At 40.6% G+C, this 24541-nt stretch carries 27 protein-coding genes; 5 read left to right on the top strand and 22 right to left on the bottom strand.

Annotation, left to right across the window (positions count from 1 at the left end):
• Positions 1-110 precede the first annotated feature (110 nt).
• The 4 genes from cfbC to cfbA all read right to left on the bottom strand — a co-directional run bounded on the left by cfbC (position 111) and on the right by cfbA (position 4326).
• Positions 111-908: a Ni-sirohydrochlorin a,c-diamide reductive cyclase ATP-dependent reductase subunit gene (gene cfbC / locus MSHOH_RS04765; protein ID WP_048137793.1), complete on the bottom strand. Its 798-nt coding sequence runs from the start codon at positions 906-908 to the stop codon at positions 111-113.
• Between the two features lie 112 nt (positions 909-1020).
• Positions 1021-2133 carry a Ni-sirohydrochlorin a,c-diamide reductive cyclase catalytic subunit gene (cfbD, locus tag MSHOH_RS04760; RefSeq protein WP_048137791.1) on the bottom strand — a complete coding sequence of 371 codons (1113 nt, stop codon included), beginning with the start codon at positions 2131-2133 and terminating at the stop codon, positions 1021-1023.
• A 342-nt stretch (positions 2134-2475) separates the two neighbouring features.
• Positions 2476-3906: a coenzyme F430 synthase gene (cfbE, locus tag MSHOH_RS04750; RefSeq protein WP_048137788.1), complete on the bottom strand. Its 1431-nt coding sequence runs from the start codon at positions 3904-3906 to the stop codon at positions 2476-2478.
• Positions 3907-3933: 27 nt separating this feature from the next.
• A complete protein-coding gene (gene cfbA / locus MSHOH_RS04745) occupies positions 3934-4326 on the bottom strand; it encodes a sirohydrochlorin nickelochelatase (RefSeq protein ID WP_048137786.1) in 393 nt (130 codons plus the stop codon).
• Positions 4327-5671: 1345 nt separating this feature from the next.
• On the opposite strand from cfbA, the gene MSHOH_RS25010 reads away from it, so the two are divergent.
• Together MSHOH_RS25010 and MSHOH_RS25005 are read left to right on the top strand one after the other, a co-directional pair.
• Positions 5672-5842 carry a DNA methyltransferase family protein gene (locus tag MSHOH_RS25010; protein WP_239451223.1) on the top strand — a complete coding sequence of 57 codons (171 nt, stop codon included), beginning with the start codon at positions 5672-5674 and terminating at the stop codon, positions 5840-5842.
• Positions 5833-6063 carry a hypothetical protein gene (locus MSHOH_RS25005; RefSeq protein ID WP_239451222.1) on the top strand — a complete coding sequence of 77 codons (231 nt, stop codon included), beginning with the start codon at positions 5833-5835 and terminating at the stop codon, positions 6061-6063. The genes MSHOH_RS25010 and MSHOH_RS25005 overlap by 10 nt, the downstream gene beginning before the upstream one ends.
• 272 nt (positions 6064-6335) lie before the next feature.
• Here MSHOH_RS25005 and MSHOH_RS04735 read toward each other — a convergent pair whose 3' ends face one another.
• From MSHOH_RS04735 to MSHOH_RS04675, 16 genes are all read right to left on the bottom strand, one after another.
• Positions 6336-7343 (bottom strand): TolB family protein, encoded by a 1008-nt coding sequence (locus MSHOH_RS04735; RefSeq protein ID WP_048137785.1) that lies wholly within the window; start codon positions 7341-7343, stop codon positions 6336-6338.
• 378 nt (positions 7344-7721) lie between these two features.
• On the bottom strand, positions 7722-8156 hold the full coding sequence (locus tag MSHOH_RS25000; protein ID WP_239451221.1) for a hypothetical protein: 435 nt from the start codon (positions 8154-8156) through the stop codon (positions 7722-7724).
• Positions 8105-8632: a hypothetical protein gene (locus MSHOH_RS24995; protein WP_239451220.1), complete on the bottom strand. Its 528-nt coding sequence runs from the start codon at positions 8630-8632 to the stop codon at positions 8105-8107. The genes MSHOH_RS25000 and MSHOH_RS24995 overlap by 52 nt, the downstream gene beginning before the upstream one ends.
• A gap of 234 nt (positions 8633-8866) precedes the next feature.
• Complete coding sequence (locus MSHOH_RS04725) at positions 8867-9256, bottom strand: DUF2267 domain-containing protein (RefSeq protein WP_269850268.1); 390 nt, start codon at positions 9254-9256, stop codon at positions 8867-8869.
• A 723-nt stretch (positions 9257-9979) separates the two neighbouring features.
• Entirely contained in the window at positions 9980-10441 is a 462-nt protein-coding gene (locus MSHOH_RS04720; protein ID WP_048137781.1) for a hypothetical protein, read from the bottom strand.
• Between the two features lie 248 nt (positions 10442-10689).
• A complete protein-coding gene (locus tag MSHOH_RS04715; RefSeq protein ID WP_048137779.1) occupies positions 10690-11523 on the bottom strand; it encodes a transglutaminase-like domain-containing protein in 834 nt (277 codons plus the stop codon).
• Between the two features lie 318 nt (positions 11524-11841).
• Complete coding sequence (locus MSHOH_RS04710) at positions 11842-12096, bottom strand: hypothetical protein (RefSeq protein WP_048137777.1); 255 nt, start codon at positions 12094-12096, stop codon at positions 11842-11844.
• Between the two features lie 385 nt (positions 12097-12481).
• Positions 12482-12649: an alpha/beta fold hydrolase gene (locus MSHOH_RS24525; protein WP_204245385.1), complete on the bottom strand. Its 168-nt coding sequence runs from the start codon at positions 12647-12649 to the stop codon at positions 12482-12484.
• A gap of 117 nt (positions 12650-12766) precedes the next feature.
• Positions 12767-15004: an amino acid permease gene (locus MSHOH_RS04705; RefSeq protein WP_048137775.1), complete on the bottom strand. Its 2238-nt coding sequence runs from the start codon at positions 15002-15004 to the stop codon at positions 12767-12769.
• A 16-nt stretch (positions 15005-15020) separates the two neighbouring features.
• Entirely contained in the window at positions 15021-15188 is a 168-nt protein-coding gene (locus MSHOH_RS23425) for a hypothetical protein (protein WP_158024046.1), read from the bottom strand.
• A 667-nt stretch (positions 15189-15855) separates the two neighbouring features.
• Positions 15856-16221, bottom strand: a complete 366-nt coding sequence (locus MSHOH_RS04700) for a hypothetical protein (protein ID WP_239451219.1) — start codon at positions 16219-16221, stop codon at positions 15856-15858.
• A gap of 353 nt (positions 16222-16574) precedes the next feature.
• Positions 16575-16925 (bottom strand): hypothetical protein, encoded by a 351-nt coding sequence (locus MSHOH_RS04695; protein WP_048137771.1) that lies wholly within the window; start codon positions 16923-16925, stop codon positions 16575-16577.
• 933 nt (positions 16926-17858) lie between these two features.
• Positions 17859-18212, bottom strand: coding sequence for a hypothetical protein (locus tag MSHOH_RS04690; protein WP_048137769.1), 354 nt, complete (start codon positions 18210-18212; stop codon positions 17859-17861).
• A 455-nt stretch (positions 18213-18667) separates the two neighbouring features.
• Positions 18668-19909 (bottom strand): acyltransferase family protein, encoded by a 1242-nt coding sequence (locus MSHOH_RS04685; protein ID WP_239451218.1) that lies wholly within the window; start codon positions 19907-19909, stop codon positions 18668-18670.
• A 422-nt stretch (positions 19910-20331) separates the two neighbouring features.
• Positions 20332-20619 (bottom strand): hypothetical protein, encoded by a 288-nt coding sequence (locus MSHOH_RS04680; RefSeq protein WP_048137765.1) that lies wholly within the window; start codon positions 20617-20619, stop codon positions 20332-20334.
• Between the two features lie 255 nt (positions 20620-20874).
• The gene (locus MSHOH_RS04675) at positions 20875-21321 is read right to left on the bottom strand and encodes a hypothetical protein (protein ID WP_052730710.1); all 447 of its coding nucleotides are present in this window, start codon (positions 21319-21321) and stop codon (positions 20875-20877) included.
• Positions 21322-21533: 212 nt separating this feature from the next.
• Between MSHOH_RS04675 and MSHOH_RS04670 the strand changes: the two genes are divergently transcribed.
• Positions 21534-21932 (top strand): cupin domain-containing protein, encoded by a 399-nt coding sequence (locus tag MSHOH_RS04670; protein WP_048137764.1) that lies wholly within the window; start codon positions 21534-21536, stop codon positions 21930-21932.
• Between the two features lie 180 nt (positions 21933-22112).
• Here MSHOH_RS04670 and MSHOH_RS04665 read toward each other — a convergent pair whose 3' ends face one another.
• On the bottom strand, positions 22113-22652 hold the full coding sequence (locus MSHOH_RS04665; RefSeq protein WP_048137762.1) for a GrpB family protein: 540 nt from the start codon (positions 22650-22652) through the stop codon (positions 22113-22115).
• Positions 22653-22776: 124 nt separating this feature from the next.
• Between MSHOH_RS04665 and MSHOH_RS23420 the strand changes: the two genes are divergently transcribed.
• Complete coding sequence (locus tag MSHOH_RS23420; RefSeq protein ID WP_158024045.1) at positions 22777-23013, top strand: hypothetical protein; 237 nt, start codon at positions 22777-22779, stop codon at positions 23011-23013.
• 208 nt (positions 23014-23221) lie between these two features.
• On the opposite strand, the gene MSHOH_RS04655 is transcribed toward MSHOH_RS23420, so the two are convergent.
• A complete protein-coding gene (locus MSHOH_RS04655) occupies positions 23222-24196 on the bottom strand; it encodes an Acg family FMN-binding oxidoreductase (protein WP_048137757.1) in 975 nt (324 codons plus the stop codon).
• 125 nt (positions 24197-24321) lie between these two features.
• On the opposite strand from MSHOH_RS04655, the gene MSHOH_RS24225 reads away from it, so the two are divergent.
• On the top strand, positions 24322-24537 hold the full coding sequence (locus MSHOH_RS24225; protein ID WP_162197603.1) for a hypothetical protein: 216 nt from the start codon (positions 24322-24324) through the stop codon (positions 24535-24537).
• Positions 24538-24541: the final 4 nt, after the last annotated feature.

Below are 24541 nucleotides of genomic sequence, written 5' to 3'. Positions count from 1 at the left end.
TATTGGGTTCTCTTTTTATTGCGGTACAGGTAGTTTTGTGGTTTATACTGGTTTTTATAATTTATTTCTAATTATTCAGTTCTTTCCAGTTCTTTCCGGTCCTTTCCAGTTTACTTTGTCATTTCCCTTAATCGCTCATCGCTCAGGTGGTCCGCCATGACCTTCTTTTCGTTTTCCAGGATTGCCTTCCCAAGCTGGCGGTAGACCTCAGCAATATCGGAGTCAGGAGCTTTTTCCATGACAGAGTAACCTTCCCTTTCCCAGTCCTGCACTGCCTGCCGCTTTGGAATGAAAGCCATTAACTGGCTGCCGATTTCCTCGGAAAACTTCCTGACAATCTCCTCTTCTCTGCTCGCGTTTCTGGAATTGCAGATTACCCCGCTAAGAGGCATCCCTATTTTGGAAAGCCCTTTGCAAATGTTATTTGCTGCATAAAGGGGCATGTATTCTCCTGAGGTCAGGACGTATGCCTCATTTACAAAACCCTTCCTGACAGGGGCAACAAATCCCCCACATACGATATCTCCAGGCACATCGTAAATGATGAGATCCTGTTCTTTCAAAAGGTCTCCTGAGACGCTTTTCAGTTTCTGGATTGCAACTATAATCCCGCGCCCTGCACAGCCTATACCGGGTTCAGGACCTCCGGCTTCCACGCATTTGACGCCTGCATACCCTTCAAAGACAATATCTTTTTCCTTTACATCCACACCTTCACGGAGGAGGTCGAGAATGGTCGGAATTCTCCGCCCTCCGAGAAGGGTTATTGAGGAGTCGCTTTTAGGGTCGCAGCCTATGATCATGACTTTCTTACCAGCTTCCGCACAGGCAGCTGCAACGTTTGAAGCAGTGCTTGATTTACCTATGCCGCCCTTTCCGTAAATTGCAATGATCTTTTGTTTTTTCAAAGAATCTCCCTCCCGTTATCTAATTTAGTCTGGATTTATCCTGAAACTCTGGCCTATATTCTGAAATTCTGGATTTATCCTTAGTATCCGGTTTTTACCTGACTCTTTCTTTTCAGGCTTCCTTTGCAACTTCTCTTAATGTGGCTCCGAACTCGGATTCCACTATCTCGCTGACTCCGAGGGTCTTTGGGTGGAGGTCGATCTCAACCATAACATGCTCATGCCCAATCTCTTTTAGGGGAAGGACCTGCCTCGGACCGTTCGTAATAGAGATCAATTCCATCTGCCGCAGGTTATCCATAGGGATTGCGTGCGGAACACCTGTGATAACCGCAAAATCGTAATCGCTGTATTTTTCCTTTATGAGCTCATTGACCTTTTCCCCGGCAACCGGGTACTCATCCATGCCGCCGATGATTTCATGGATTTCAACCCCGTGAGCTATGAAGTCTCGCATAATATATTCGGCATGCTGCCTGACCCTCGGAAGCCCGAGTTCGGGATCGATATTTGCCATATTGACCAGGTTTTCCTTTTTCCCGAGGGTCTCTGCAACCTCATTAACCGCAAGGGTGATATCTGCAAACATATAGCCTGTTTCCTTTTTTGCATTCATTATTACGAGCCCTTTTTTTCCTTCCTTGAGGAGCTCGATCAGCCGCTTTGCAACCTTATATTTAAGGTCTCCTCTGGAAGGAGCAAGGTACTCTTTGCTTGCAGCCCCGAACTTCTTTTCAACCTCCGTGGCCTTTATAAGGAGGTATTCCTGGCGCTCGAACTCTTTATGGTCAATTATCCCGGCATCAAGAGCGGATTCAAGGGCAAAAAGCACACCTTTTGTATTATTGTGATAACCTGCGTGCACTTCGACTTCAATAACAGGGATATCCGGGTTTGCTTCGAGTACGGCTTCGTGCATTTCCTCTCCTATTATCATGCTTGCACAGGTGCCGACAACTCCCAGGATTTTCGGGTTAAAGAGTTCGATAGACTTGTTAATAACCTGTACAAGCCGGTCATGGCCTCCGAAAACAAAGCCGTTTTCATCAAGTCCTGTAGTAACTACATGGATGCCGTCCTCTTCAAGCAGTCTCGCATGTTTGAAGGAACAGCCTGGAGGACCATGCAGGATTGCAACATCGACATTTAAGTCCCTGAGGGTATAAAGAGCCGCAACGATTGAACTTGGGCGGGGGTGAATGATTGAAATCTCTTTTTGAGTCATAATAAATCCTCTTTTTGATTCTACGAATGTTGATATGAGTTTCACCCGGGAGAATCCGGAAGCCCGCTAGACTGTGAACCCCACCTGAACGGGAAAAAGTATCCGGAAACAGGATCATTTGAAATTAAATAGATGTCAGTTAAATAGTGATAAGAGTTAAACAAGCTATGGAAACGAATACAGATTGGAAGACCCTGTATAAAATTGTATCATAAAAAATCCGGTGAAAAGCCCGCAGCCTGAACCGCAAATCCTGCCTGTTTTCCAGATCCGGGAGCGGGAGCTTAGAAGGAACAACCTGCGCAAAACAATCTGCATTGTAGATCACCCTGGAGACAGCACTCAGCGGAAACATTTCACTGAAGAAAGGATTATATCTTCTGTTCCTGCAAGTTCCGAAGCTTTCGATAACCCTTCAGGAAGGCTGCCTGCATAAGAAGCATTATCAGCAGTTACCTCCCCCATTCTCTGCCCGACGAGTATGATATGTCTGCACTTTGTACCGAATTTTTCTACAAACCCCTGTACTGAGGCAGGAGGTAACCCTTCACAGACCTGTGAGGCTTCTTCTCCGAGGACAAGGATTATACTTTTCTTTTTTTCGTCCTTTTTCTTCAGAAGAGCATACTCAAGAGCCTTTTCCGCAGAAAGGATATCCATTCCGGAGTTTGAGTTGTCGATCAGAGCAGTTCCGTTAAGCTCTTTTTCCTGCATCCTGCCTGAAAGCCCTCTGAATTGCTCGAGCACGCAAACAATATCTTTTATCTCAATCCCAAGTTCGAGAGCTGAAACAGAGGCTGCAACAAAAGCTGTCCTGTATGCCGAATTGTTATATCCCGGGCGCAGGGAAGCTGAAAAGATTTCTTCGCCTGTCCTGAGAAAGTGCAGGGTCGAGCCTGGAACTTCGTTAGTGTTTAACGTTTCTTCAGTTTCCAGAACAAAGTCAGGAGTCTCAGAAATCTCTGGATGCGCCTCTGAATAAAAGGGGTCTTTAAAGGTGAGAATCTTTGCCTGGCTTCCTTTTGCAGCTTCAAGGACTTTTTTGGCCCCTGCATTGAGAAGAAGGGTGCTTCCTGATTTTGCATTAAGGATAAGCTGAAGTTTTGCATCACTTGCAAGGGCAGTATTATTTGCAATCCCGTAATCAGGGGAGATAGTAGTCAGGATCCCGAAATCTGCAGTACCCGTACCTCCGATAGAGATTTCAAAGATGAAAAAATTCGGCCTGACTCCTGCCTCAAGGCTTTTTTCAATGGCTGTCAGGATACTTCCCGGAGTAATACTCAAGCCCCTGTGAACTAGAGAAGGAGAGCCTTTTTCCCAGGCTTCAAGCCCGCGTGAGGTATGGAGCACGACTTTAAACCTGCGGGAGAGCATGTCAGCCAGCAGGGATGCAGTACTCGTTTTTGCTTTTACGCCTGTTACTTCAATTATCCTTGTTCCTGAGAGCTCAAGGCTATCCTGCAGGATTTTCCCTACGGCTTCGTGATGTGAAAGAACAGCTTTTCCTTCCGCTCTGGCTTCCGCTAACATGGAATAGGCGGGATTGAGATGTACGGGCACTACCAGAAAATCAAATTCGGAGATGGGGAGGGGAACTTTTGAACAGCGGATGCCGTACTTCTCCTCAAGCTCCCCTAGAAGCGCCTGATCTACGGTCCCGTAAACGTCCACCCCGGAAACATCATTTCCGAGGGCTGCAAGCTTTTTTGCGATTGGAATGCCGCCGTGAGTAAGGTCGAGCACGGCGAGCTTCTTCCGCAGCAGGCCCATAATAAAACCGGACCCAAGTCTTCAAATCTACAGGGACTCCTGGACCCTCTTAAAGACGAGGTCAGCGATCAGTTCGTCAGCACCGAGTGGCTTTGCATAGCTGAGGGGGACTTCTTTTCCATCGATTTCAATGGTTCCGCAGCCATTTTTATCCAGACCAAGGATATTCGGAATGTCCTTTGTGATATGAACGCCGGATGCCAGGAAAACAGGTACTGCTGCAATCTTTGTTACTCCTGTACCCGAAAAGCCTGCAATTGCTTCTTCGAGGGTTGGTTCGCTGTTTTCCATAAATCCTGCTCTGACAATAACATCAGAGTGCTTCTGTGCGATGAAATCTGCGATCTGGCTAACTACTTCCTTGTTGTAAGGAAGCTTGCTCCCGTGGCCGATGGCCAGGATTCCGAGTTTCTCAGTCATTTTTAAAACCTCTTCTGAGCTAAGATCAATATTATCAGAATTTGTTTAACACAATTATTCTAATTTGTAACATCATAGAGTTTAACATAGTTAGGATTTATCCGATATAACATCTTCGTTTCTACAGTTAATATGTCATAATTACTTGAAGAAGTAAGCCGGTACTGTTTTACAGTAGAAAGATGAAGGAATTTTTAAGATAGTTTAGACAGTGGGCATACAAAAAGGACTGCTATATGAGAGGCTACACGAGAGGAGATCGAAAGTACTCTCTAATTGTCTTAAGCTAGTCTATCATTAAAAATCAAAGTTGCGCTAGCGCACCCGCTGCAAGCAACGGGGTATGTTCGCGATGCCGTCAAAATTTCGTTATAGTAGACAATAACCCTAAACAATTTAGTTTGAGCAGAAATTAACAGCCTGAAAATGGAATTGATACATCATATTTTCATTAACGGTTATCGGGGAAGTTTTCCATCCCTACAGCAAGCTAGCGGGGTATTCGACTGAAATAAAAGACCTGTTCAATGCGTATAATCCCGATATCATCGATCTCAAAGCTTCTGAAATTAAACTTCACCAGCCGGAAATTCAGGACGCCGATGCAAAGAAAAAGGCACAGGAGAACCTGACTGATATTGCCAGGTCAACTTATTCCGGAGAACTAAACGAATACATAGAAAATGTCCGCAGAGTCCATGAGCAGATAATCGGTACTATGAACACTGACACCCTTCTGAGAGCCGAGGGAAACAAAGATACTATGGTACACACTGATCGAGAGAGTATCTGACTGATGATTTACAGGTAGACTTAGCAAAAAATGAACCGTCCATATTACCTTGAGTAATATCACCGTCATCGTTTTATACAAGAAGTTACATATTATATATTGTTCACAAGGAACTTAGCTGTAAAATGAAGTAAATTCAGGACAGTCTGAAAGCTGATCCCGTAATAATACTTCATTGACGCGTAGCTATAAGGTGAAGCAAATTCAGGACGGCTTGAAAACCGATCCCGTAATATCCTTCGCTTATGGCGTAAACTGCGAGATGAAGCAAATTCAGGACAGAGTAAAATCTGATCCGTAATAAACTTCATTGTTGCAGACCAAACCTTGTGAACTCTTTACTCCTCTTTTAATCAAAGTTAAAACGTATATATGTTGTTTCCTCTTCTTTTACTGCTTTTACCAGCTTTTCGTTTTAGATATTTAACAAGCAACTTCATGATACTGTTTTGAGACAAAATGAACATAATTCTTGCAACAGATACTTCCATACCATCCTAAAAACCGGCGGGCAGACGGCAGTCGTACTTCCGGACAATGTCTTGTTTGAAGGTGAAACAGGAGAGACAATTCGCAAAAAAACTCCTTGAGACCACATACCTGTACACAGACCTGCGCCTGCTAACAGGTATCTTTTATGTAAACGGCGTAAAGGCAAACGTGCTTTTCTTTGAAGCAAAACCCGCAGCTAAAGAGTCCTGGACAAAAGAGGTGTGGATCTAGATTACCGCACAAATGTGCACCACACATTAAAGAAGAACCTGATGAAATATTTGGATCTGGAAGACCTCATTCAATGCTACAACCCGGAAAATCGCTTTAGCCGCAAGGAGACCTGGAGCGAAGAATCTCCCGAAGGCAGGTTCCGGAAATTCAGCTATGAGGAAATCGTAGCTAGGGATAAGACGAATCTGGATATTTTCTGGCTCAAAGAACCTTGTTGATCTTGACAACCTTCCGGACTCTGATATTCTCGCAAACGAAATTATTGAGAATATGGAAGATTCCCTGGCAAGTTTTAAAGAAATTATGGCTACAGTCAATGGAGAAAGTGAAGATAATTAAAAAAATTCCGAATATGCCTGAAGATAAAAGAATGTTCTGATATTCTTTTGTCTGAAGATTAAAGAATATTCTAATTTTCTTTTTATCCTCGTCAGATCCAAAAATTCAGATGTTTTTCAATAAAATGTTGTGGTGGAATCCACCACTTATATTACTGTGATATTTCATGTTGTTCTGAGAAATTATATAAATAGATATCATTGCTTTCCGCACCATCAACGTAGTTCTTGTCCATTCCCCATACAATAGTGTTATTGTATACTTCTGGGGTCGTATAAACGTCTTCAAGATAGCCGTATACCAATGTGTTTTGTCCTGTAGTTATGTTATATACATATACTCCAGGTTTGCCTTCATAATCATCAACAACTTTATTGTATACAATTTTATCATTTTGTATGGCAATATGTGTCCCTGTACTGGCTCCGTATTCATTTCCATCTGGATCGGTGTCAAGTTGATGCGTAACGTCTATAGTTTCATTTGTTGACGTATCGTACATCGCAATATATCCCTGATGATTATACACGTCAGCCCAGATTACTTTAGTACCCCAAATATGAGGTATATTTGGATCTCCATATGAAGTGACAGTTACTTTTTCCTTCGTATTGATGTCATACATTCTGATAGTTATATCTGCTTCTGGATCCTCTGAGTATGAGTAATACACCACTTTTGTGTCATATATGTCGGGATTACTTCCGTTTCCGATTTTAGTTTGTGTGGATGTAGACATGTTCATCAGATACACACTATCATTTGCACTCCAGACTATTCTGTCGCCGTAAATAGCAGGTTTGCTATATTGGTCCACGTCCTGTGTAATGTAAGTTTTTGTGGCTGTAGGAATATCGTACACAGCAAGCCTTGGTGTTCCGCTGCTTTCATCATGCCACACTAATTTGTTGTCGTAAATATCTGGACTGGATGCTCCAGAAGAGCTAACCTTAATGTCTGTTCCGTCGGTCAGGTTGTATAGATGAATAACAACCCCATTTGTCCATACTACCTCGTTACCATAAATAGCAGGATCGTATCCTGTGCCAATTTTCGTAATTTGAGCCGCTGAAGCTGCGGCTGAGATTAAAATCAAAAAAACAAAAACCAGGAATGCTGAAGCTAAAGTTACCGAATATAGCTTTCTCTTATTTTTCATTTATTTTCCCCCAGGTAGCTTTATTTTTCAAAGTTAATGTACAGTTTATATGATTCGGATATTTTTCAGGTTCTGTAATAATATCTGAATCATCTATTACCAAAGTCAAATTAATCCAAATCTAGAGTATTTACCCAAAATTATGTGATAAATTAGTAAAGAAACTAAATAATTATATAATTTTACGAATAAAATATTTTTCAACCTTTGTTACATATCGATTTTTGCTATGAAATAAAATTACAGACTTCAATTCAATATTAAAAAATTGCTTTAAGACCTGAGGTAAATGAATTAAAAGTAAGCAATAATGGCTTTCAACATCTCTTCCTCTAGAGAAGTTGTGAAAACTCAAAATATAAAAATCAATTTTCCTGATTATTTTTTCAACCCTTTTACCAGCTCTGCAATATTCCCCACGAATTCCAGACCCGCATTCCTCCCTGTCCCCGAATAGATAAGCTCCGTGCCGGAACCATTTTTCCTTAAAAGAGCCACATTGATACGGGAGTTTAGCGACTCATTAACCTTCGCCGTCATTTCTCCCAGTTTTGGAGCCGGAAGCTCGACACCTTCTGATCTATCCGCATCGATGTCGAGCTGATAGACATTACTTTCCAGTCTCATCCGAATATTATCTTTTGTCACATTGAGTACGGTGACCTTTGCCCCGGAATAAGTTGTAAATTTGTATAACTTTTTATCGTACAAAAAGCCGAAGATGTAACCCGTGAAATAACTGTCGAACCAGGGTATTTTCGCTATTGAGCCAGAAAGCGATATTCCTTCCCGGTCGAAGTGGTTGGTCTGCATCCATATCCAGGAGGAAGGCATTGAAATGCCCCATCATTTTCGATATAGCCCCTGCCACCTGTGAGATCTGTCCTTACGCCATCAGCCTCGATGAACCCCTCGATGGCGTGGTCCATGCTCAATATGCCATGATAGCACTCCATGCCCGGCACGAATGCATACCAGCCCATCACTCCAGGGGACAGCAGCGTCACAGGCCAGGGGTATGTGTCCCTGAAACTGATGCGGGCAGTGATCGGGTTTCCACCCTGTTCGAGGTTGAGAATCATTCCATCAGTGCTAAAAAAAGATCCTCCAATGGTGAGCTCGAACTTTCTATCACTCGCCTTAAGGTCATCGAGCGAATATCTGAAATAGCGCATTTTCTGTGATCTGGCATCCAGAAGCATGACAAAAGCGTGGGACTTCAACTGGTCTTTCACTGTGGAAACGCCAGGGATGACAGCATAAGAGTTCTTTTCACTACGGTCTACCATCTTAAAGTACCAGCCCTCGAAAAAGTCCTTCTTTTTTCCCTTGCCGTGGAATATCCCCGGTTTCCAGATATCGAGCATCATATATGGCAGGAGGGTTGTCTTTAAATTCCTATGGATTAAGAAAAGAAATAGAAATAAGGAAAGCTAAAAAAAAGATAAATTCTCTTTAAAAACAATTTTCTTTAAAAACAAAGGCCATTTAAATTTGCTTTATAGACCAGGTTTAGACATTTTTTACTGTTCCGGCGGCCTGACCTCCTCAGGGAACCATTCCTGGATATCTGCAGGCATATTGTTCCTTACATGTCTGAGCTCACCTTCACCCATGTGCCTGTACATGACACGCAAAACCCCACGGATAACCTCAGCCGGATTTACACCTGAATCAAGCCCGAACTGCTCGTGCACCCTTCTTGCAAACTCCTCTTTTTTGAATTTCTCAGGTTTATCCCTGGGTGTCCAGCCGTCATAATACATTCCTTTAATTACAAGAGGCAGCTGTGCTGCGAGCTGAACTGCTTCTTCCATCGGAAGTCTGTCTCTGAGTGCATGCAATGTGCCCCTGAGAGCTTCATATGCACTGTTCTTACTCTGCCATTGTAACTGTTCAAGAATATCCTTCAGCCAGACATTTGTCAGTTCAATACTGTTATCAAGACTTGTTACACCTGTACTCGTTCCATCTCCCCCTTATGCAGTAAAAATCAATATCATTCGACAGAATTAATTTATGGATTGTATTTATATAATAATATCTGAGAATAAAATTCAAAAAAGAATAAAGGATTAAAACCTGCCGAATCTGTTGGCGCGATCTTAAATAGACTTAGTACCACTGACAGCTTTCTTTGCACGGGTTATTTCACTTTCCTGAAAAGAAACCCTATCAAAATACAGGAAGGCACCAGCCCTGCACAGCATGTTGAAACAGAAAGATTGAAACCATAATAGGCAGAATAAACCACTTTCTAGTCTCTTTTAAGCCAAGTATGGCTCCAGTGAGAGAAAATATAGCTGCATTGGCTTCAAGATAACTTTCTATATCCCATTCGTGATCAAACTCTTTAATCCTTTTCGAAATCTCGTAATTAGTTTCACCTGCATAAAACCGGACCGTTGCTACGATTTCAGAGTCGATAACCTCATTAATTTCTCGGGGGTGTTGGCCCTTACCCTGTCTCCCCTAACAAGAGCCTCATATTCGGTCATCAGTTAAATTCCCCCTTTGCAATAGACCTGGATAAATCCGGAATGAAATATATATTAAAGTTGAAAACTAGAGTTAAAAATTAAAGTTAAAAATTGAAGAAATGATTAAGGCTTATCCAGACCTTAAACATTTTTAATTTAATTGAAAGCCTTTAATACATTCTCTGTTCTTCTCTCCTGAGAAAAAATGTCGTCGAAATCTCCACGCAGAGCTCTCAAGGCATATTTTTCCACATCAATTTCCTGTTTCGTGCGAATACCGAATCTTCTGAGAAAGGGTATCGGAGGAGCCCAGCCCTGTACAGCGTACTGGAACAGGAAAGTTGTAGCTATCAAAGACAGGATAAACCATTTTCTGCTCCTGCTTAAACCGAGTACCAATCCAATCATAGAAATTACAGCCGCACGGGTTTCAACATGGCGCCCTATATCCCACTCATTATCGAGTTCTTCTATCCTTTTTGAAATCTCATAGTCAGTTTTACCTGCGTAGAACCTGACTGTCGCTGCGATTTCACGATCAATTGCCTCGTTAATCTCAGGAGAAGTGTTGGCCCTTACCCTGTCTCCCCTTACGAATTCTCTAAAATCAGTTATCACATGAAATTCCCCCTCTTCATAAAGCTCTACACATAAAGTATATTTTCAGGATTTACAGTCTACCCTGATACTATGACCGGGAATACCTGTTACTAAAAGAGGGTGGAGATATGATCATATAAAGTTAATCAGAAAAATTTAATTTCGATACTTGTTTTTCAGAGAAAAAAATCCGGCTTACGTTTACTCTTTTAACGCCAGCCTGCAAGAAGGTTTAAAACCGGGCAAAGGTTTTACTCACTTCTGTTTTAGAACTCTATCAGACCATTAGGGTAGTATATAATATACGCTCCCTGAAAATACACGCCACCTGGATGCATGTATCCGTTTGACCCGCTCCAGTCAAAGTTAAGCCAGTACTGAGTTAAATTCCCATCTTCAAGCACCCTTTCTGAGTACCAGATATTTTCGGCATAGGGGTATCGTTCTGCGATATAATCCAGTATACCGTAAGCAGTATCCATGTTATCCCCTATGTAAAGTTCAGGATAAGCGTGACCATAAGATTCATTATACGCAGTAACTATTCTAGTATTGAAGCCCATATTTTTCAAAAGAGCAGACATAACAATGCAATAGTCATCGCAGTCTCCTATATACCCGCTGTCGATGGTCTGTGAAGCCCCGAAGAAAAACTCAGCATTTTTATCGTACCTGTAATGCCAGTTTTTGTTTACGTAAATGAAAACATCACAGGCGTCTTCTATGTTATACCCTGAAGTTTTTCCTGTGATATTGAAGACCTCTGCACCTATCTTTTCCTCTCCTGAGCCTATAGCTCTCTGGAAGTTAAGAGACAACAGCCTGTATTCTTTTGAATAAACAGCACGAGATTTCTCTTCGGAGTATACGGGCACTTCAGGTATCTTCTGAGAGACCGGACTTTCTAAGCTTTCCTCGCTTCCGGTAGCATTAACATCTATGGTTTCAAAACCTTCCTCCGGAACAGCCTCCTCAGGTATCAATTTATTCACTTCATCGGCAACAAGATCCTCTTTAAGGTTATCAATATCTATGCAGCCGGCTGTCAGGAAGAGAAAAAAAACGAGGAATATAAATATTAAGGCCTTCAGACGGCCCATAAAATCAGCTCCAGAAGTACTATGGGTTATGCAGGTTAATAAACTTCCCTAAATATGACAAAATAGTCTATTTCAAGTTCTGTCACTAATTTATGATTTGCATACCAGCATTTACATTCCCCTTTTTCGTTTTAAGAATATACCGCACTTAGGGTAGTCAATGCCCTCACAATATTTACCATTGGGAGTGAAATGAGAGCATGAAGAACGATACTTACATTTGGGATGAAAAAATTTGGACAAAATCCCTATATATCGACACCCCCAAGTACATAGCTTCTAATATGCCTGTGTACAAAACATTGTATTGCTCTCTTTTCAGGCCTGGATCTGCTCTGTTTCGTTACCTGGTATGCCTGCATGTCCTGAAGCTACCTCGGTTATCCTGAAGTATGGAAGCCCTTTAACTGCAAGCTGAGCCATTGAGTATTCGATATCGGAAGTGTACTCCTTAATCCTGAGAGGACTGGCTATGGCATTGAGCAGTTCTTCAAGACTGGGACTATTTGACTTCCACGTCCCGTCACTCTGTGTTTCAGCGGTAAAAATTTTCCATTCTATTTTTACAGACATTAGTATTCTCCCCATTAAATAACTTACTATGTCAAGCTCTTTGCTCAAAAAATAAATCAAAACTAATCAGATTTAAATAGTTTTATATGTTTGCGAGTATAATCTTTTAATATCCATATAACCTGACTTTTCTCTTTCCGAAACCTGGAACTATTGACCGTGAAAGAAAAAAAATGCAAAACAGTCTAAAAGGAACTGTGGACCGCTGTCCTGCAACTCAGATCAGTAAGTGTACAGACTAAGCAGGTGTACAGATTGAAAAAGAGATTTTACAGTAGAGACTCCTTTAATCTCAAGTAATCTATAAAGCTAGGGAGCAAAAATATTTGCTTTAAAGCATGATTTCTGCCCTTAAAAAAGGAATTCCATATGCGATTCTGCTGCCTCATAAATGATTCAGAAAATTCAGAACAATCCCGGAGAATTCTTCAGGTTTTTCCATATTTGGCACATGGGCACTATCGCAAATTATAATCTTTTTTGCTCCTTTAATTTCGTTTGCAAGCAGGTTAGAGGCACGCAGGATTTCAGGATTATCAAGAGAACCAGCCATAATTAACGCAGGAATATTGATCTCAGCAAGCCGTCCGGCAGCCTGAGGATTGAGTGGGTTGAGCGGATTGGCATCAGCTATTGCCCATATGCCGTTCTCGACTACAATCCTGTGTTATTAGGCCCTGTCTTTCTCTTTCCTGATCCTTTCATAGACCTTTTTAGCAGACTTTTTCAGCAGGTAGTTCAGGCTTTCTTTTGAGATCGGTTTTGATTTTTTAACTATCATTACCGGTTTTCTGGAGTGCCTGGCAATCCTCTGCGAGAGAGTCCCAAGTAAAGAGATCTTGAATCTCTCGCTCGAGTCCCCGATAATTGTCAGGTCATAACCGTTTGAAACCTCAAGTATGGCGTCCTCGACAGAATACCTTTCGAGCAGTTTGAAACTTACAGGTATCGAAGGAATCTTTTTGACCAGCTCTGAAAGTTCTTCAGCAATTTTTGCCTTCCTGTCCTGGTCTTCGTCAGGGCTGACAATACTAATTATTTTCATTGAAGCGCCTGTATTTGTAGCAATCTTTTTTGCCAGAGAAAGCCCGTATACGGAATTTTCTCTTCCATTATAGGCTACAAGGATCCTTTTAATATTGTCAGGCAGGTGTCCTTTTAAGAGAGCAATCTGGCTTTTCGAGGACAGGAGAACATCGTTTGTTACATCTCCGAAAGAGTACTGGAACCTCTTTGATCCGGGCCAGCCCATTATAATTATATCAGCATTCTCTATTTCAGCCTGTTCAATAATTGAGTTTGAGATCCTGTGGTCGAAAGCAACAATGTACTCCCTTTTATTTCCGAACTTTGCAGGATACTGCTCAAAGTCTTCCTGAAAACGGCAGTCCATCTCTATCTGTTTCTCATGGTAGGCTTCCTGAGCTATCTGCAAGCTGGTCTGACCCGGAACTTCGATTACATGCAGGCAGATAATCTCATTGCCCAGGAGGTCTGCCAGTTTAAGAAGGTCCCGTTCATGTCCAGGATTTGAAACCGGTACAAGTACCCTGCCAACAGGCTTTGGTTCAGGGCTCACTCTCTCGACATTATTCTCCAGCAGGTCAAAGAGGTTGTATGCTGGCATAGCCTTCTCTTTTCCATAGAACATGTACCAGGCTGCTCCGGCAAATATCATCAAGACGGAAAACAATAAAGGTAAACCGCCAAGAAGAGGCAACAGCAGTAAGCTCCCCACCACCCCGAAGATCTGTGTGAAAGGGAAAAAGGGATCGCGAAACGTCGGTTCATATCCGGGCAGAGTACGTTTCCTCAGGATAATTACTGCCGCATTCAGCAGAATGAATATCAAAATGTTAAAAGCTCCGCCCAGTCTTGCCAGCTGCTCTATATCAAACAAAAACAGAAGCGCGACCATTACAGACCCTGTAACCAGGATGGCATTGTAAGGAGTCTCATATTTTTTATGGATCATGACAAACCATTCTGGCATCAGTGCGTCTCTGCTCATTGCGAAAGGGAACCTGGAAGATGACAGTATGGCTCCATTAGCTGTTGAAAGCGTTGCAAGCAGGGCGGCAAAGGCAATAAATAGTTTCCCGGAATCGCCTGCAATCAAGCCTGCAATATCTGCCAGTGGAGTGACTGTTGATGCAGTCCCTTCAGAACCTGAGAAACCTACGACTACAGCCATTATGCCTACATAGAACAGGGTTACTATAACCGCTGAAGCGATGAAAGCCCTCGGCAAGTTCTTTGACGGATTTTTCACCTCTTCAGCGACAGCAGAAGCTTCTGCCAGTCCAAGATAAGAGATGAAAATGATCCCTGTTGTAGTGATTATCGAGGTTATCCCATGTGAAGCTACCGGGAAGAAATTATCCGGCTTAACCATGAAAGATACTTTGCCAATGAATATAACCAGTATTACCAGCAAAATCACGACGATAATATTTTGCAGGGAACCACTGCTTTTTGCCCCGCGGTAATTAATTATTAAAAGGAGCACTCCTGTAACAGCCGCTACCAGATAGATCGGCAGGGGATAAAAGACCTGAGAGTACTCTGCAAGTCCTATTAGGGCAAAAGTGCCTTTAAACACCAGTGCCAGCCAGGAGCCGAGACCGATTACTGCACCGAATGCGGCTCCCATAGTTCTGCTGATATAGTAATAGCTCCCGCCTGCTGAAGGCATGCCTGTTGCCAGCTCTGTCATACTGATGGCTGTGGCTATGGAAATCAGCCCGCCAAGCAAAAACGAAATTATTGCTCCTGAACCTGCATTCGCCATGGCAATTCCGGGAAGAAGGAATATTCCTGCCCCTATCATTGTCCCGGTGCCTATTGCAAAAGTTGAGAAAAAACCCAGGCTGCGCCCCAGCCTTTCCGTTGTTTCAATCGGCGCCATTTATATCCCCGTCTTTTCAGGACTCTCGAACCGAGAAATCAAATCCTGTACAAACATATATGTTACAGTTGCGTTTACAATGTTGAGCATGCACTTCCGCATCGTGCATCCAGGCAGGTGAAGAGAGTTCAAATTCCTGCTTAATGGATCCTGCTTTCGAATAAAAATCTCCGAAAAACGTCATTGTCCTCCTGCAGTACAGTTTTAATCTCTGTTTTGGCGGATCATGTATTACAATTATTTATAGGAAGAAGGAATCCTTCGATGTTCAAAAGGCTTTGATTCGTGTTTTTATGATCTTGTTTTCGAATAGTACATATAACTATCCGTCAGAGGCGAATTTAAGTTCCGATTCTCATTTTAATGGATATACTTGCGAATCAGTTATTTTCTGCGTCTATAACTTATTATTTTTTTTACTTTCGTCTCCTTGGTCTCGGGCATAATGATGACTTCCAGAGTACCTCTGCCTGCACTGTTCTCTTACCCTTCTTGATCCGTTACCGGATCAAGATAAGTTAAGGTAAAAAAATCGGTTCCCGTTTCCTGAACAGCGAGGAAGTGGAAGGAATATTCTTTTGAAAGCCTTGTATCGAACGCGATCGTCGTGAGTCGGCTCCAAAGATTGAGCTTCGTATTGAATACTTTCGAAAACATAATTTTTTACGTACTACTATATAATACTTTTTTAGTTATGTTATACTCAGGGGATGACTCATAATTCCATTACTCCTTTGAGGATCATTAGTTCTGGAATTCCCCAAATAATATTTAGATTAGACGTTACTTTTGGGAACTTTGAGAGGACTTGTCCTGAATAAAACTGAATACTGTAAAAACAAGAGGATTTTTTACTCTATGTCAGGGTAATAATATTCTCTTAAACATTCTCCAAATATCTTTTTGGACTTTTCAAATCCTTCATATATTCCATCTAGATGGTCTGGAGAATAATTTGGTTTTTCTTTAACAACAATCGTATCTATAATAAGATTAAATCTATCCTGAAGGCTCTGTACCTTTGCAACAGGATCTTCGTCCGGGACTGAAGAAAGAAACTTTTCTACATTCTCTTCAAAAGTATCTTTAGCCATCTCCAGACCTTCATTTATCCCTTCTTTATAATCAGAGTAAGCTCGTCTATCCTTATTTCTCTCAATTAAATCGCTAAACTTTCTAACTGTCTTTTTAATTCTTTGCTGATTCAAATTTGCCACCTCCCTGCAAAAAACAGAAAATTAAAAAATAAGTAAGAAAAACTCAAATCCCTGTATTAATAAAATCCTTATATTAATGAGTCTTAATTGGGTATTTGTTTACTATTATTTATGCTTATTCTGGTTTCAGTCGTTGTTTTGTAAAGTTATCATTACAACAGAGAACCCGATTAAAGAGTCTCTGAAAACATCGCATTTATGATTTTTTTGCTCCCTGATTTTAATGTATCTTTTTGCGAATTCTTTACCAAATAGTTACAATTTGAAATTTACTCATATAAACAATATAAAGGAACAATATCGAGAGATAACACCGACTGAAGCCGGGTATTATTAAAACGGAGCTTTGAGCTTCAATCAGGGTTATAGAATTCTTTTATGAATTCTCCAAACAATTCTTTGGATCTTTCGAATCCCTCGTATATTCCATCCAGATAATCCCGAGAATAATTTGGTTTTTCTTTAACAACGATTGAATCTATAATCAGGTTAAATCTATTCTGATGGCTCTCTATCTCTATAACGTGGCCTCCGTCCACATCAGGTGAGAGAAATTTTTCCGCATTTTCATTAAAAGTACTTTTAGCAATTTGTAAACCTTTGTTTACCCCTTCTTTAAAATCCGAGTACGCTCGTCCATCCTTGCTCCTCTCGATTAGATCACCAAATCTTCTAACTGTCTTATTGATTTTTTGCTGATCCAATTTTTACCCCTTCTAATTAAAAGATAAAAAGATTCTTTTCCAATAACAAGAACCCCAATCTCTACTTTGTCGGATCCGTCCTCAAATGAGATCTGACATCTCTACAGATACAGAAATAATATCGTGGTTCTAACTAATCCACTCCCGAATAATGGATATATTTATTGAGATTTATATTATTTTAGATTTAATTCTTTAAAAATGAACCTGATAGAGAATTGATAATCAACGTGAGAAAAATAAGAGCTGCCGTTATTACTTATTTCTTAGTAGATATTATTTCTTAGTAGATATTGCTCGTATCGCTTCAAAGAGTCGGAGGCTTTTATCCAATTCCGGCTCTGGTCATGGTTACGGTATACCCGCCTCCAGGCCACTCCCAGGCTCCGGAAATAAGATTGTCATTATCACTGATCTTACCCGTAAAAATTACCGGAGATCTGACATCTCCTCCCCTGATGATCAGGGAGTTGTTTTCCAGTTCCCATTAACGTTCAAAGGCATTGCCTGTGTTGTCAAAGTAGTGAGATTTAAGAGTCCTGGTCGGCTCATCATAACCGATAACTCTATGCCCCTGATATTCTGTCCTTTATATTCAAGATTAATGTGTTGAACAAGGAAAAAGCCGCCTTCCATCCATTCAAAGGAAACCTGTCTGTTTATCTCGGAATCTGACCCGAACTCAAAACCCGTTTTTCCTTCTTATTTGGATCTTTTAGAACAGGTCAGAGAGTGCGTTACAGTGAAAGAATAGAAAACACAGAGTTGCCTCTAACAGGCAAATACATAAGTCGAAATCTAAAGTAAGCTGGCTGAGAACCGGTTGAAAATCAGAGGATAAAAGGTAAAGCTACAAAACAGAGATATAAGGATGAGCTGAAGAATAGTGCTTTCAAGCTCTATCAAAACATAAAGATTACAGGGGCTTTTTCATTAATTTTCCAGAGGAAAAGCCTCCTGTATGAAATCTCCAAATACTTTTTTCGACTTCTCAAATCCGGTATATATACCATCCAGACGCTCTTCAGAGCAGTTTGGCTTTTTTGGCAGGATAATCCCATCTAAAAGACGATTAAAATTGTCCTGCAAGCTCTTTACTTTTTGAGCCTGATCTTCATCCAGACCCAATAGAGAGAATTTTTCTACATTTTCTTCGAAGGTATATCTGGCTATATCCAGGCCTTTATTCACTCCTTCTTTAAAGTCTGAATAAGCCTGATAGTCCTTATTTCTTTCAATAGAATTATTGAATTTTCTGACCAGATTTTTTATTTTTTGTGCAGTCAAAACTCATCGCTTCCTTTTTTAATTGACTCTAATCTAAAAATGCATTTTCTGAGTTTGTGTTCAGGTTATTCTTTAAGATATAGATGTCGAAATTCGACTTTATAGAAAAGCGAAATTATCAGTTATCATAATAAATTTCAAACTAAACCTTTTTAGACCTCAGGCTATAAAATTCCAAGCCATTAAAATGAGATTCCATATATAAAAATAGTACTCACAAATATATTAAGTTATGGAATGGAAATTCAAGTTAATTAAATCTTTTAAAGGGACATTTATTTTGCGGATTCTTGAAATCTGGTTCCTATTTTAGTTGATCTTGTTTTGTGAATTTTTCTTTATAATAGCTTCAATGACTCGGAAGGTACCAAGAGATCAGAGAATTATAAGGTCAATAAGGTTAGAGAATTATATCGGTGACAATAAAGCGTATATAATTTAACGTATTTTTCGAATTATTTGAATAATTTATTATATATTGTGAAAATAGCACTTGAAAGATATCCTTTTTTTATATATCCGGTGCTGTCATGTGTGCCGGAATGGGCAGGTCGATTATAAAAAAGTTGTGATAATTCTATGCCTGCAATGTCTATATGCTTATAAAATAGATAGCTTAATGGTATAATTAGTAATAAGGATATGGCACATGAAATTAAAACAGCTGAACCATAAGATACTACAGGGTACAGGATAAGGAACAATGCACAGGTGAAACTGCTTATCACCAGGAAATGTACCAGATACATAGAATAAGATATCTTGCCGAGGAATACCGGCACTCGGGAAGAAAAAATGCTTTGCAAATCCCGGCTATTCAATAAGACATACAATACCATGCCTGCACCTATGATATGATAGGTTACTTTTGGCGTTTCGAAGAAGCCGTTATCGAGAAATCCGTATAAAGAACCGTCTGTCAGAGGGCTTATAGGGTACGATCCTAAAAACAGCCCCGATATCAACACAATAGATAGTATTATTTTATTACCTGTTTTAAATATTGGGATCTTACTGTTGAACACATCTGCGAAAACCATCCCTATTACAAAAGCCAGATAGTAAGAGTTCACGAAAAGTACGGCTGAAGCAAGATAGAATGTCCATCGACTGCGTAGAGACCCGAAAAGCAGCGCCATTGTGAAAACAAGCATAGACCCGTAAAATTCGATTGTCATTGTCCATAAAACCGGGTTATAGTGAATAGTACCGCCCAAGAAAAACGAGTTCCATACAGCCTGCTTAATTGCATCGAGGATATCAGGAGTAAACGTCCAGTACCCGCGGTAGTTACTGCCTGCGGAAACTGCCATGGTTTCAATATAATAACGGTATGATCCGGTTGATGCTAACAAGTACGATAACATAACTGCCGCAAATACCGGGACAAATAATCGTATATATCGGCGCATTGCGCTGTTTATAATTACATTATTATCCCTTGTTTTAAAAAATTTCTGGGTTAATACGTAACCGCTCAGGACGAAGAAAATGCACACTGAAAAGTTACCCGCGCCAATTAACCCCAGTGGTGTGGTCGAAAAGAGGTGGTCAAGATTTCCGAAATGCGAGGGCAGCTCACTACCATAGATCATCGCCGGGGCTAATGCGACAAAGAAATGCATTATCATAACATTAACCGCAGCTATACCGCGCAGCCCATCAAGATAGCTGATCTTCTCGGTCACGTTTATCACTTAATGAGTATTAAAAGAGCATTTTATTAAACTTCTTCTATGCAACTTTTATAGTAAGGCCTATGCAGTCCACAGGGTAAAGCTCAATTACCGCACGCAACCTTGCCCTTCATGACATTACCCGGATACATTCAACAAGTCTGCCTGTACTTTGTGTGGAACCGGCTCAATAACAGGAACTCGAAAGCGTAGAATGTTTAATATTTAATTCAATAGATCTTGGTCTCGAATAACGAGAGCCACAGATGAAATAAGTCTTTCTATTTGTTTCAGTCTGTTTAAAAAAGAAGACCAGGGTAATAAAAGAAACCAGGATGACAAAAAAAACTCAGGATGGAGAAAGAAATTTTGGGGATAAGTTTCAATCCCTCTAAAACCTGACTTTTAACTTCAGCCTTCATTCTTCTTTGCTTCAATATCTTTTAAGTAGTATTTCCGCTGTCACTATTAGCTATGAAGACCCCATTATTAAGAACGCCACCGGGAACGTTCATTACTTTATCTTCTATCCAGATTCTAAAATTCTCAGAAATTAAGCACCCTTCTTCCTTCAGGAATACTGAAGAGTGTTTATAATAGTCTAATTTTACAGCATCCGGGGTTTCCTCATAGAGTCCGCATTCTTTGAACTTCTTATTTATGTAAACGTCGAATGTACCATCATCGTGTAGGATAAAGTGGGTTGTTTTATTGGTGTATTTTCTGGGCATGTTGGATCACATATTCTAATTGTTAAGTTATTACACGATTTACTTTTTCAGCTTCGTGTATAGGGTTCCTTTTTGATTTTGTTCTACTTAGGGTTATAGAACTTTGTGTTTTTATAATCCTTATAGCACTTAAAACCACAACAGACAGAAAGATAATAATAAGTTTCAATCCTTTAAGAATTGATTCCTGCCCATATCGCTAAAACCGAAAATCCAAAATGGGGCTTTAATCCCTGTTTTAAGGTATATTGCACTCTAACAAGGCATGCGATCTGCAATATTATAGTAAGAGAATGAATTTCCTGTAATACTTGTGCAGGTCGCTCCTTCATAGATATGGAGACAAATCCTGGCTTTTGTAATTTTGTTTCCTTTGAGCACGTTATCCCATGTATCACACAAAGTAACCGTTCCATTAGTAATCTGATTATTCATTATAGTGTTTTCACTGCAGGTCAATCCTGTAGAATCCGTTAACTTTTGGATAGTCTGTTCCGTATATGCTAACGAATTTCCCGATATGGAGACATACTCATTATATGTTCCATTGGCTACTCTGATTGTGTCGCTTTCATTTGCCGCATTTACCGCGCTTTGAATGGTTTTGTATCTGGGTGTGCTGCCTACATAGAGGGTTGCTGCTGATGTACTCTCTGCTAGCAGGAGGATTATTAAGGTTGCCAGAATTAGTTTTTTTAACATTGTAATTACACCTTTATTTAATATAAAAAGTATAATTACAATTTAAATATATTTGTTCTGTAGGCAATCGAAATTTTGGCCCTATTTTAATAGATTTTAACTGCGAATTATCACAGCCTCAGGAACGAAAGTGATGAAATATATTTTAACTTTTTTTTAAATGGACTTCGTTCTCGAAAAATTCTATATACAATAACCAATAATTAAAAGGCATGAAAGGATTTTCTATTAATATCGAAGAAGCGACTCTGGAAAATGAGAATTTCCGCAAGGTGCTCTACACCTCAAAGCACAGTCAGCTGGTACTTATGACTCTCAAACCCGAGGAAGAAATCGGAATGGAAGTCCATGAGGAAAACGACCAGTTTTTCCGTTTTGAGGCAGGCCAGGGGAAGTGCATAATTGACGGCAACGAATACGAACTCAGTGACGGGGTCGCAGTTGTTGTGCCCGCCGGCGCCCAGCATAACGTCATTAACACTTCAAAAACCGAAGAGCTGAAACTCTATACGATATATTCTCCGGCACACCACAAGGACGGAATCGTGCGCGCCACAAAAGAAGAAGCCGAAGCCCATGAAGCCGAATTCGACGGAGTGACTACGGAATAAGATGATAAGAAACGAATTAAGCATTGAAAAATCCAAAATAAAAGCGCTTTAATTTCATAAGGCGTTTTTACTCCTTTATTTTAGGCTTTTTTCCTTGAAATTAAAGTCCGAATTCGTTTTTGAGCATTAAGGGGATTTTTGAGTTTGTACCCTGGGATTTTATCCTGTTTTTGAAATGTATTAGATAAGGTCTGCCTCCTTTCTACATCGTTTTGCCTTAATAAGTATTTCATTTATTAAAGGTTCTTTTCGCCTGGTATATTCTTCACGAGATACTTTTTCTATTATCAATTGTTCTTTAAGTTCATTGTATTTTTTTAAATCTTCAGGGTGACAGTTCAAATAATCTCTAAATAAAATGTGATTTAGATACTGGTCAGACTTCAAATCAAACATATGAATATGAACTTTTACACAGTCAGAGTCCGTTAGAAAATAATGTCTGCCCTCTACTCCGCGTTCCCCAAGGTACTTATATCCAAGGTCTTCAAGTCCTTTCACAAATTCAAAGCCTGCGGAGTAATTACTTATCCCGATGCAGATATCGATGATCGGCTTTGCAACGGAGCTTTTAATTGAGGTACTGCCTACATGCTCTATTGTAAGTATTTTATCTCCTACTGCACCCAGTATCCTCTCTTTTTCTAACTCGAAATACTTGCCCCATTCAGAGGAAAAGCTTTCCAGAATAACAGTATTTCTCTTTAAACCAATTGACATGATAATACACCTTACCTTTCATAAATTATCCACCTGAACACCATTTAGAAACCTGTCAGTTTTTACACTTTTTCCAGGATAACTTGTTGATTTGCGGCCTGGCAAAAAAAGGACTGGTAAAAATATGCTGCCAGCACCACTGGAAATCAAAACCGCAGCTTCATCGGTTTTTATGGTTCCAGTCCTGTATTTTGTCCGCAGCAGAAGCACGTATGGTACCCACAATCAGAAAAAATGTAATTTGTCCCCTATGAAGGCACCCGGAGAGCATCAGGTCAATTTTATCGTATCTTCGGCACTCGTTATTAGCATACCGACATCAGGTTCACAGTTGTACCAGCCCGTGCCTGTAATTTTTTGAATTTATTCTTATTGATCTCCGCCCATACAATAGTTCGTAAGGTCGCCTATTTCATGAAACACATGAGAAATTGTGGGAATGCAAAGCAATTCTTTTAAGCAGATAATTTCCTTTGTTTATTAAAAACAAAAATGATTTAACTGTGGTCCGATCATTGCCCGATCATTAATAATAAGCGTATAACCGGAAGCATACAATCGGACAACGTTCAGATGATAACCTCGGACACAGGCCTCCTCAGAGATCCGGGAAGAGGTTCCGCATATCCCAGGCGCAGTAAAAGCTGGGGATGCATGTTGCCTGCAGACAATAATTCCTGTAACTTCTTTTTGAGCTCCGGCACTTCACATGGCTGATTGATATGAGCGTTCTTTATACCAAGAGCTGTGGCGCATAGTGCCAGCCTTTCGAAACTACGCCCCGTATTGATCCAGGAATCCATGTCATTGTTTTTCGACAGTACGGCCATCAATGCGGACGAGCTTCTTATATGCTTTTCATCCTTTTTCGATTGTTCCCTGGCGTTCAAAAAGAATTTCATAAACAGTTTTCCTATCACGCGAGGCGACGAAGGGCTTCCTGTAGCCTTTGAGCTAAGACCGTCGCGATACAGGTTTGCTTCAGCCTCGTTAAACCTTACCCACGAAACCAGCTCCTGCATAAAATTCCTGTCATTCATCTGTATGCTGTTACCTTCCTTAACAAATCCTATGATCCTTTCTATTTTTTCCGGATCTGTCACAAAAAGCACGGATACCCCTCCTTCTAATGGCAGTGATGCAAGCTTTTCCATGTCAGCTTCGGGAATGGGCCTTCCACCATATTGTCTTCGAGTGCTCTGCCTTATTGAGATAGCATTGAAGAGCTGATCATTGCTGGCTTTGTTGTCTGCAGGCTCGATACCATCTGCAGGCTCGATATTTACAGAAATAGATCCATTTTCAAAAGAATGTTCCACCGATGCCCTGTACCCTTCATGTTCGGCAGCTATTATCAAATTCTCTAACGCACACCCGAGACTTATATACAACTCCCTGTCCAGAGGGTCAACGACCGGAAGTCTCCTTGAGAAATCAGGAAAAATACTAATCATATTCTCCCGTATCCTGAATTTCCAGGGCTGTGTATTATGTCCCGAAGGAGCCATTATTGCATATTGTACAAGTTCTGTCATATCCGGCATCTGTTCACCTGCAATGGTGTATACGATGTTTTAAAAGAGGTTTTTACTTTTATATTTCTTCCCGCAATAATAGAACGGGCAGGTAGGCGCACAACCTGACCGCGTTTCTCAATATAATACAACAAATGGACAATATAATACAAATGGAACCTGTCCAGACAGTCCATATCCAGCTCGATTTTAGCCGCTGGATAAGAGTTTCAATCCTTATTTTAACGGATCTTGCCTGCGAATCTGGAATGATTTTTCCGCGATGGCACAAAGTTTCTTTTTTCCACCAAGACAGCACGGCAGAGACAACTGCTTCTAAAAATGAGCATCTCTTACCACTTTTCTACTGACCAA

This window comes from Methanosarcina horonobensis HB-1 = JCM 15518, assembly GCF_000970285.1.
Taxonomy (GTDB): domain Archaea; phylum Halobacteriota; class Methanosarcinia; order Methanosarcinales; family Methanosarcinaceae; genus Methanosarcina; species Methanosarcina horonobensis.
The sequence above is the reverse complement of the archived record's forward strand: the minus strand, read 5'-3'. Positions and strand labels throughout refer to the sequence as shown.

Excerpts from the sequence above, each read along its gene's own strand:
- cfbD (WP_048137791.1), bottom strand. The coding sequence starts at position 2,133 with ATGACTCAAAAAGAGATTTCAATCATTCACCCCCGCCCAAGTTCAATC.
- cfbE (WP_048137788.1), bottom strand. The coding sequence starts at position 3,906 with ATGGGCCTGCTGCGGAAGAAGCTCGCCGTGCTCGACCTTACTCACGGC.
- cfbA (WP_048137786.1), bottom strand. The coding sequence starts at position 4,326 with ATGACTGAGAAACTCGGAATCCTGGCCATCGGCCACGGGAGCAAGCTT.
- MSHOH_RS04735 (WP_048137785.1), bottom strand. The coding sequence starts at position 7,343 with ATGAAAAATAAGAGAAAGCTATATTCGGTAACTTTAGCTTCAGCATTC.
- MSHOH_RS25000 (WP_239451221.1), bottom strand. The coding sequence starts at position 8,156 with ATGCAGACCAACCACTTCGACCGGGAAGGAATATCGCTTTCTGGCTCA.
- MSHOH_RS24995 (WP_239451220.1), bottom strand. The coding sequence starts at position 8,632 with ATGGTAGACCGTAGTGAAAAGAACTCTTATGCTGTCATCCCTGGCGTT.
- MSHOH_RS04715 (WP_048137779.1), bottom strand. The coding sequence starts at position 11,523 with ATGGGCCGTCTGAAGGCCTTAATATTTATATTCCTCGTTTTTTTTCTC.
- MSHOH_RS04710 (WP_048137777.1), bottom strand. The coding sequence starts at position 12,096 with ATGTCTGTAAAAATAGAATGGAAAATTTTTACCGCTGAAACACAGAGT.
- MSHOH_RS24525 (WP_204245385.1), bottom strand. The coding sequence starts at position 12,649 with ATGGCTGGTTCTCTTGATAATCCTGAAATCCTGCGTGCCTCTAACCTG.
- MSHOH_RS04705 (WP_048137775.1), bottom strand. The coding sequence starts at position 15,004 with ATGGCGCCGATTGAAACAACGGAAAGGCTGGGGCGCAGCCTGGGTTTT.
- MSHOH_RS23425 (WP_158024046.1), bottom strand. The coding sequence starts at position 15,188 with ATGACGTTTTTCGGAGATTTTTATTCGAAAGCAGGATCCATTAAGCAG.
- MSHOH_RS04680 (WP_048137765.1), bottom strand. The coding sequence starts at position 20,619 with ATGCCCAGAAAATACACCAATAAAACAACCCACTTTATCCTACACGAT.
- MSHOH_RS04675 (WP_052730710.1), bottom strand. The coding sequence starts at position 21,321 with ATGTTAAAAAAACTAATTCTGGCAACCTTAATAATCCTCCTGCTAGCA.
- MSHOH_RS04670 (WP_048137764.1), top strand. The coding sequence starts at position 21,534 with ATGAAAGGATTTTCTATTAATATCGAAGAAGCGACTCTGGAAAATGAG.
- MSHOH_RS04665 (WP_048137762.1), bottom strand. The coding sequence starts at position 22,652 with ATGTCAATTGGTTTAAAGAGAAATACTGTTATTCTGGAAAGCTTTTCC.
- MSHOH_RS23420 (WP_158024045.1), top strand. The coding sequence starts at position 22,777 with ATGCTGCCAGCACCACTGGAAATCAAAACCGCAGCTTCATCGGTTTTT.
- MSHOH_RS04655 (WP_048137757.1), bottom strand. The coding sequence starts at position 24,196 with ATGCCGGATATGACAGAACTTGTACAATATGCAATAATGGCTCCTTCG.
- MSHOH_RS24225 (WP_162197603.1), top strand. The coding sequence starts at position 24,322 with ATGGACAATATAATACAAATGGAACCTGTCCAGACAGTCCATATCCAG.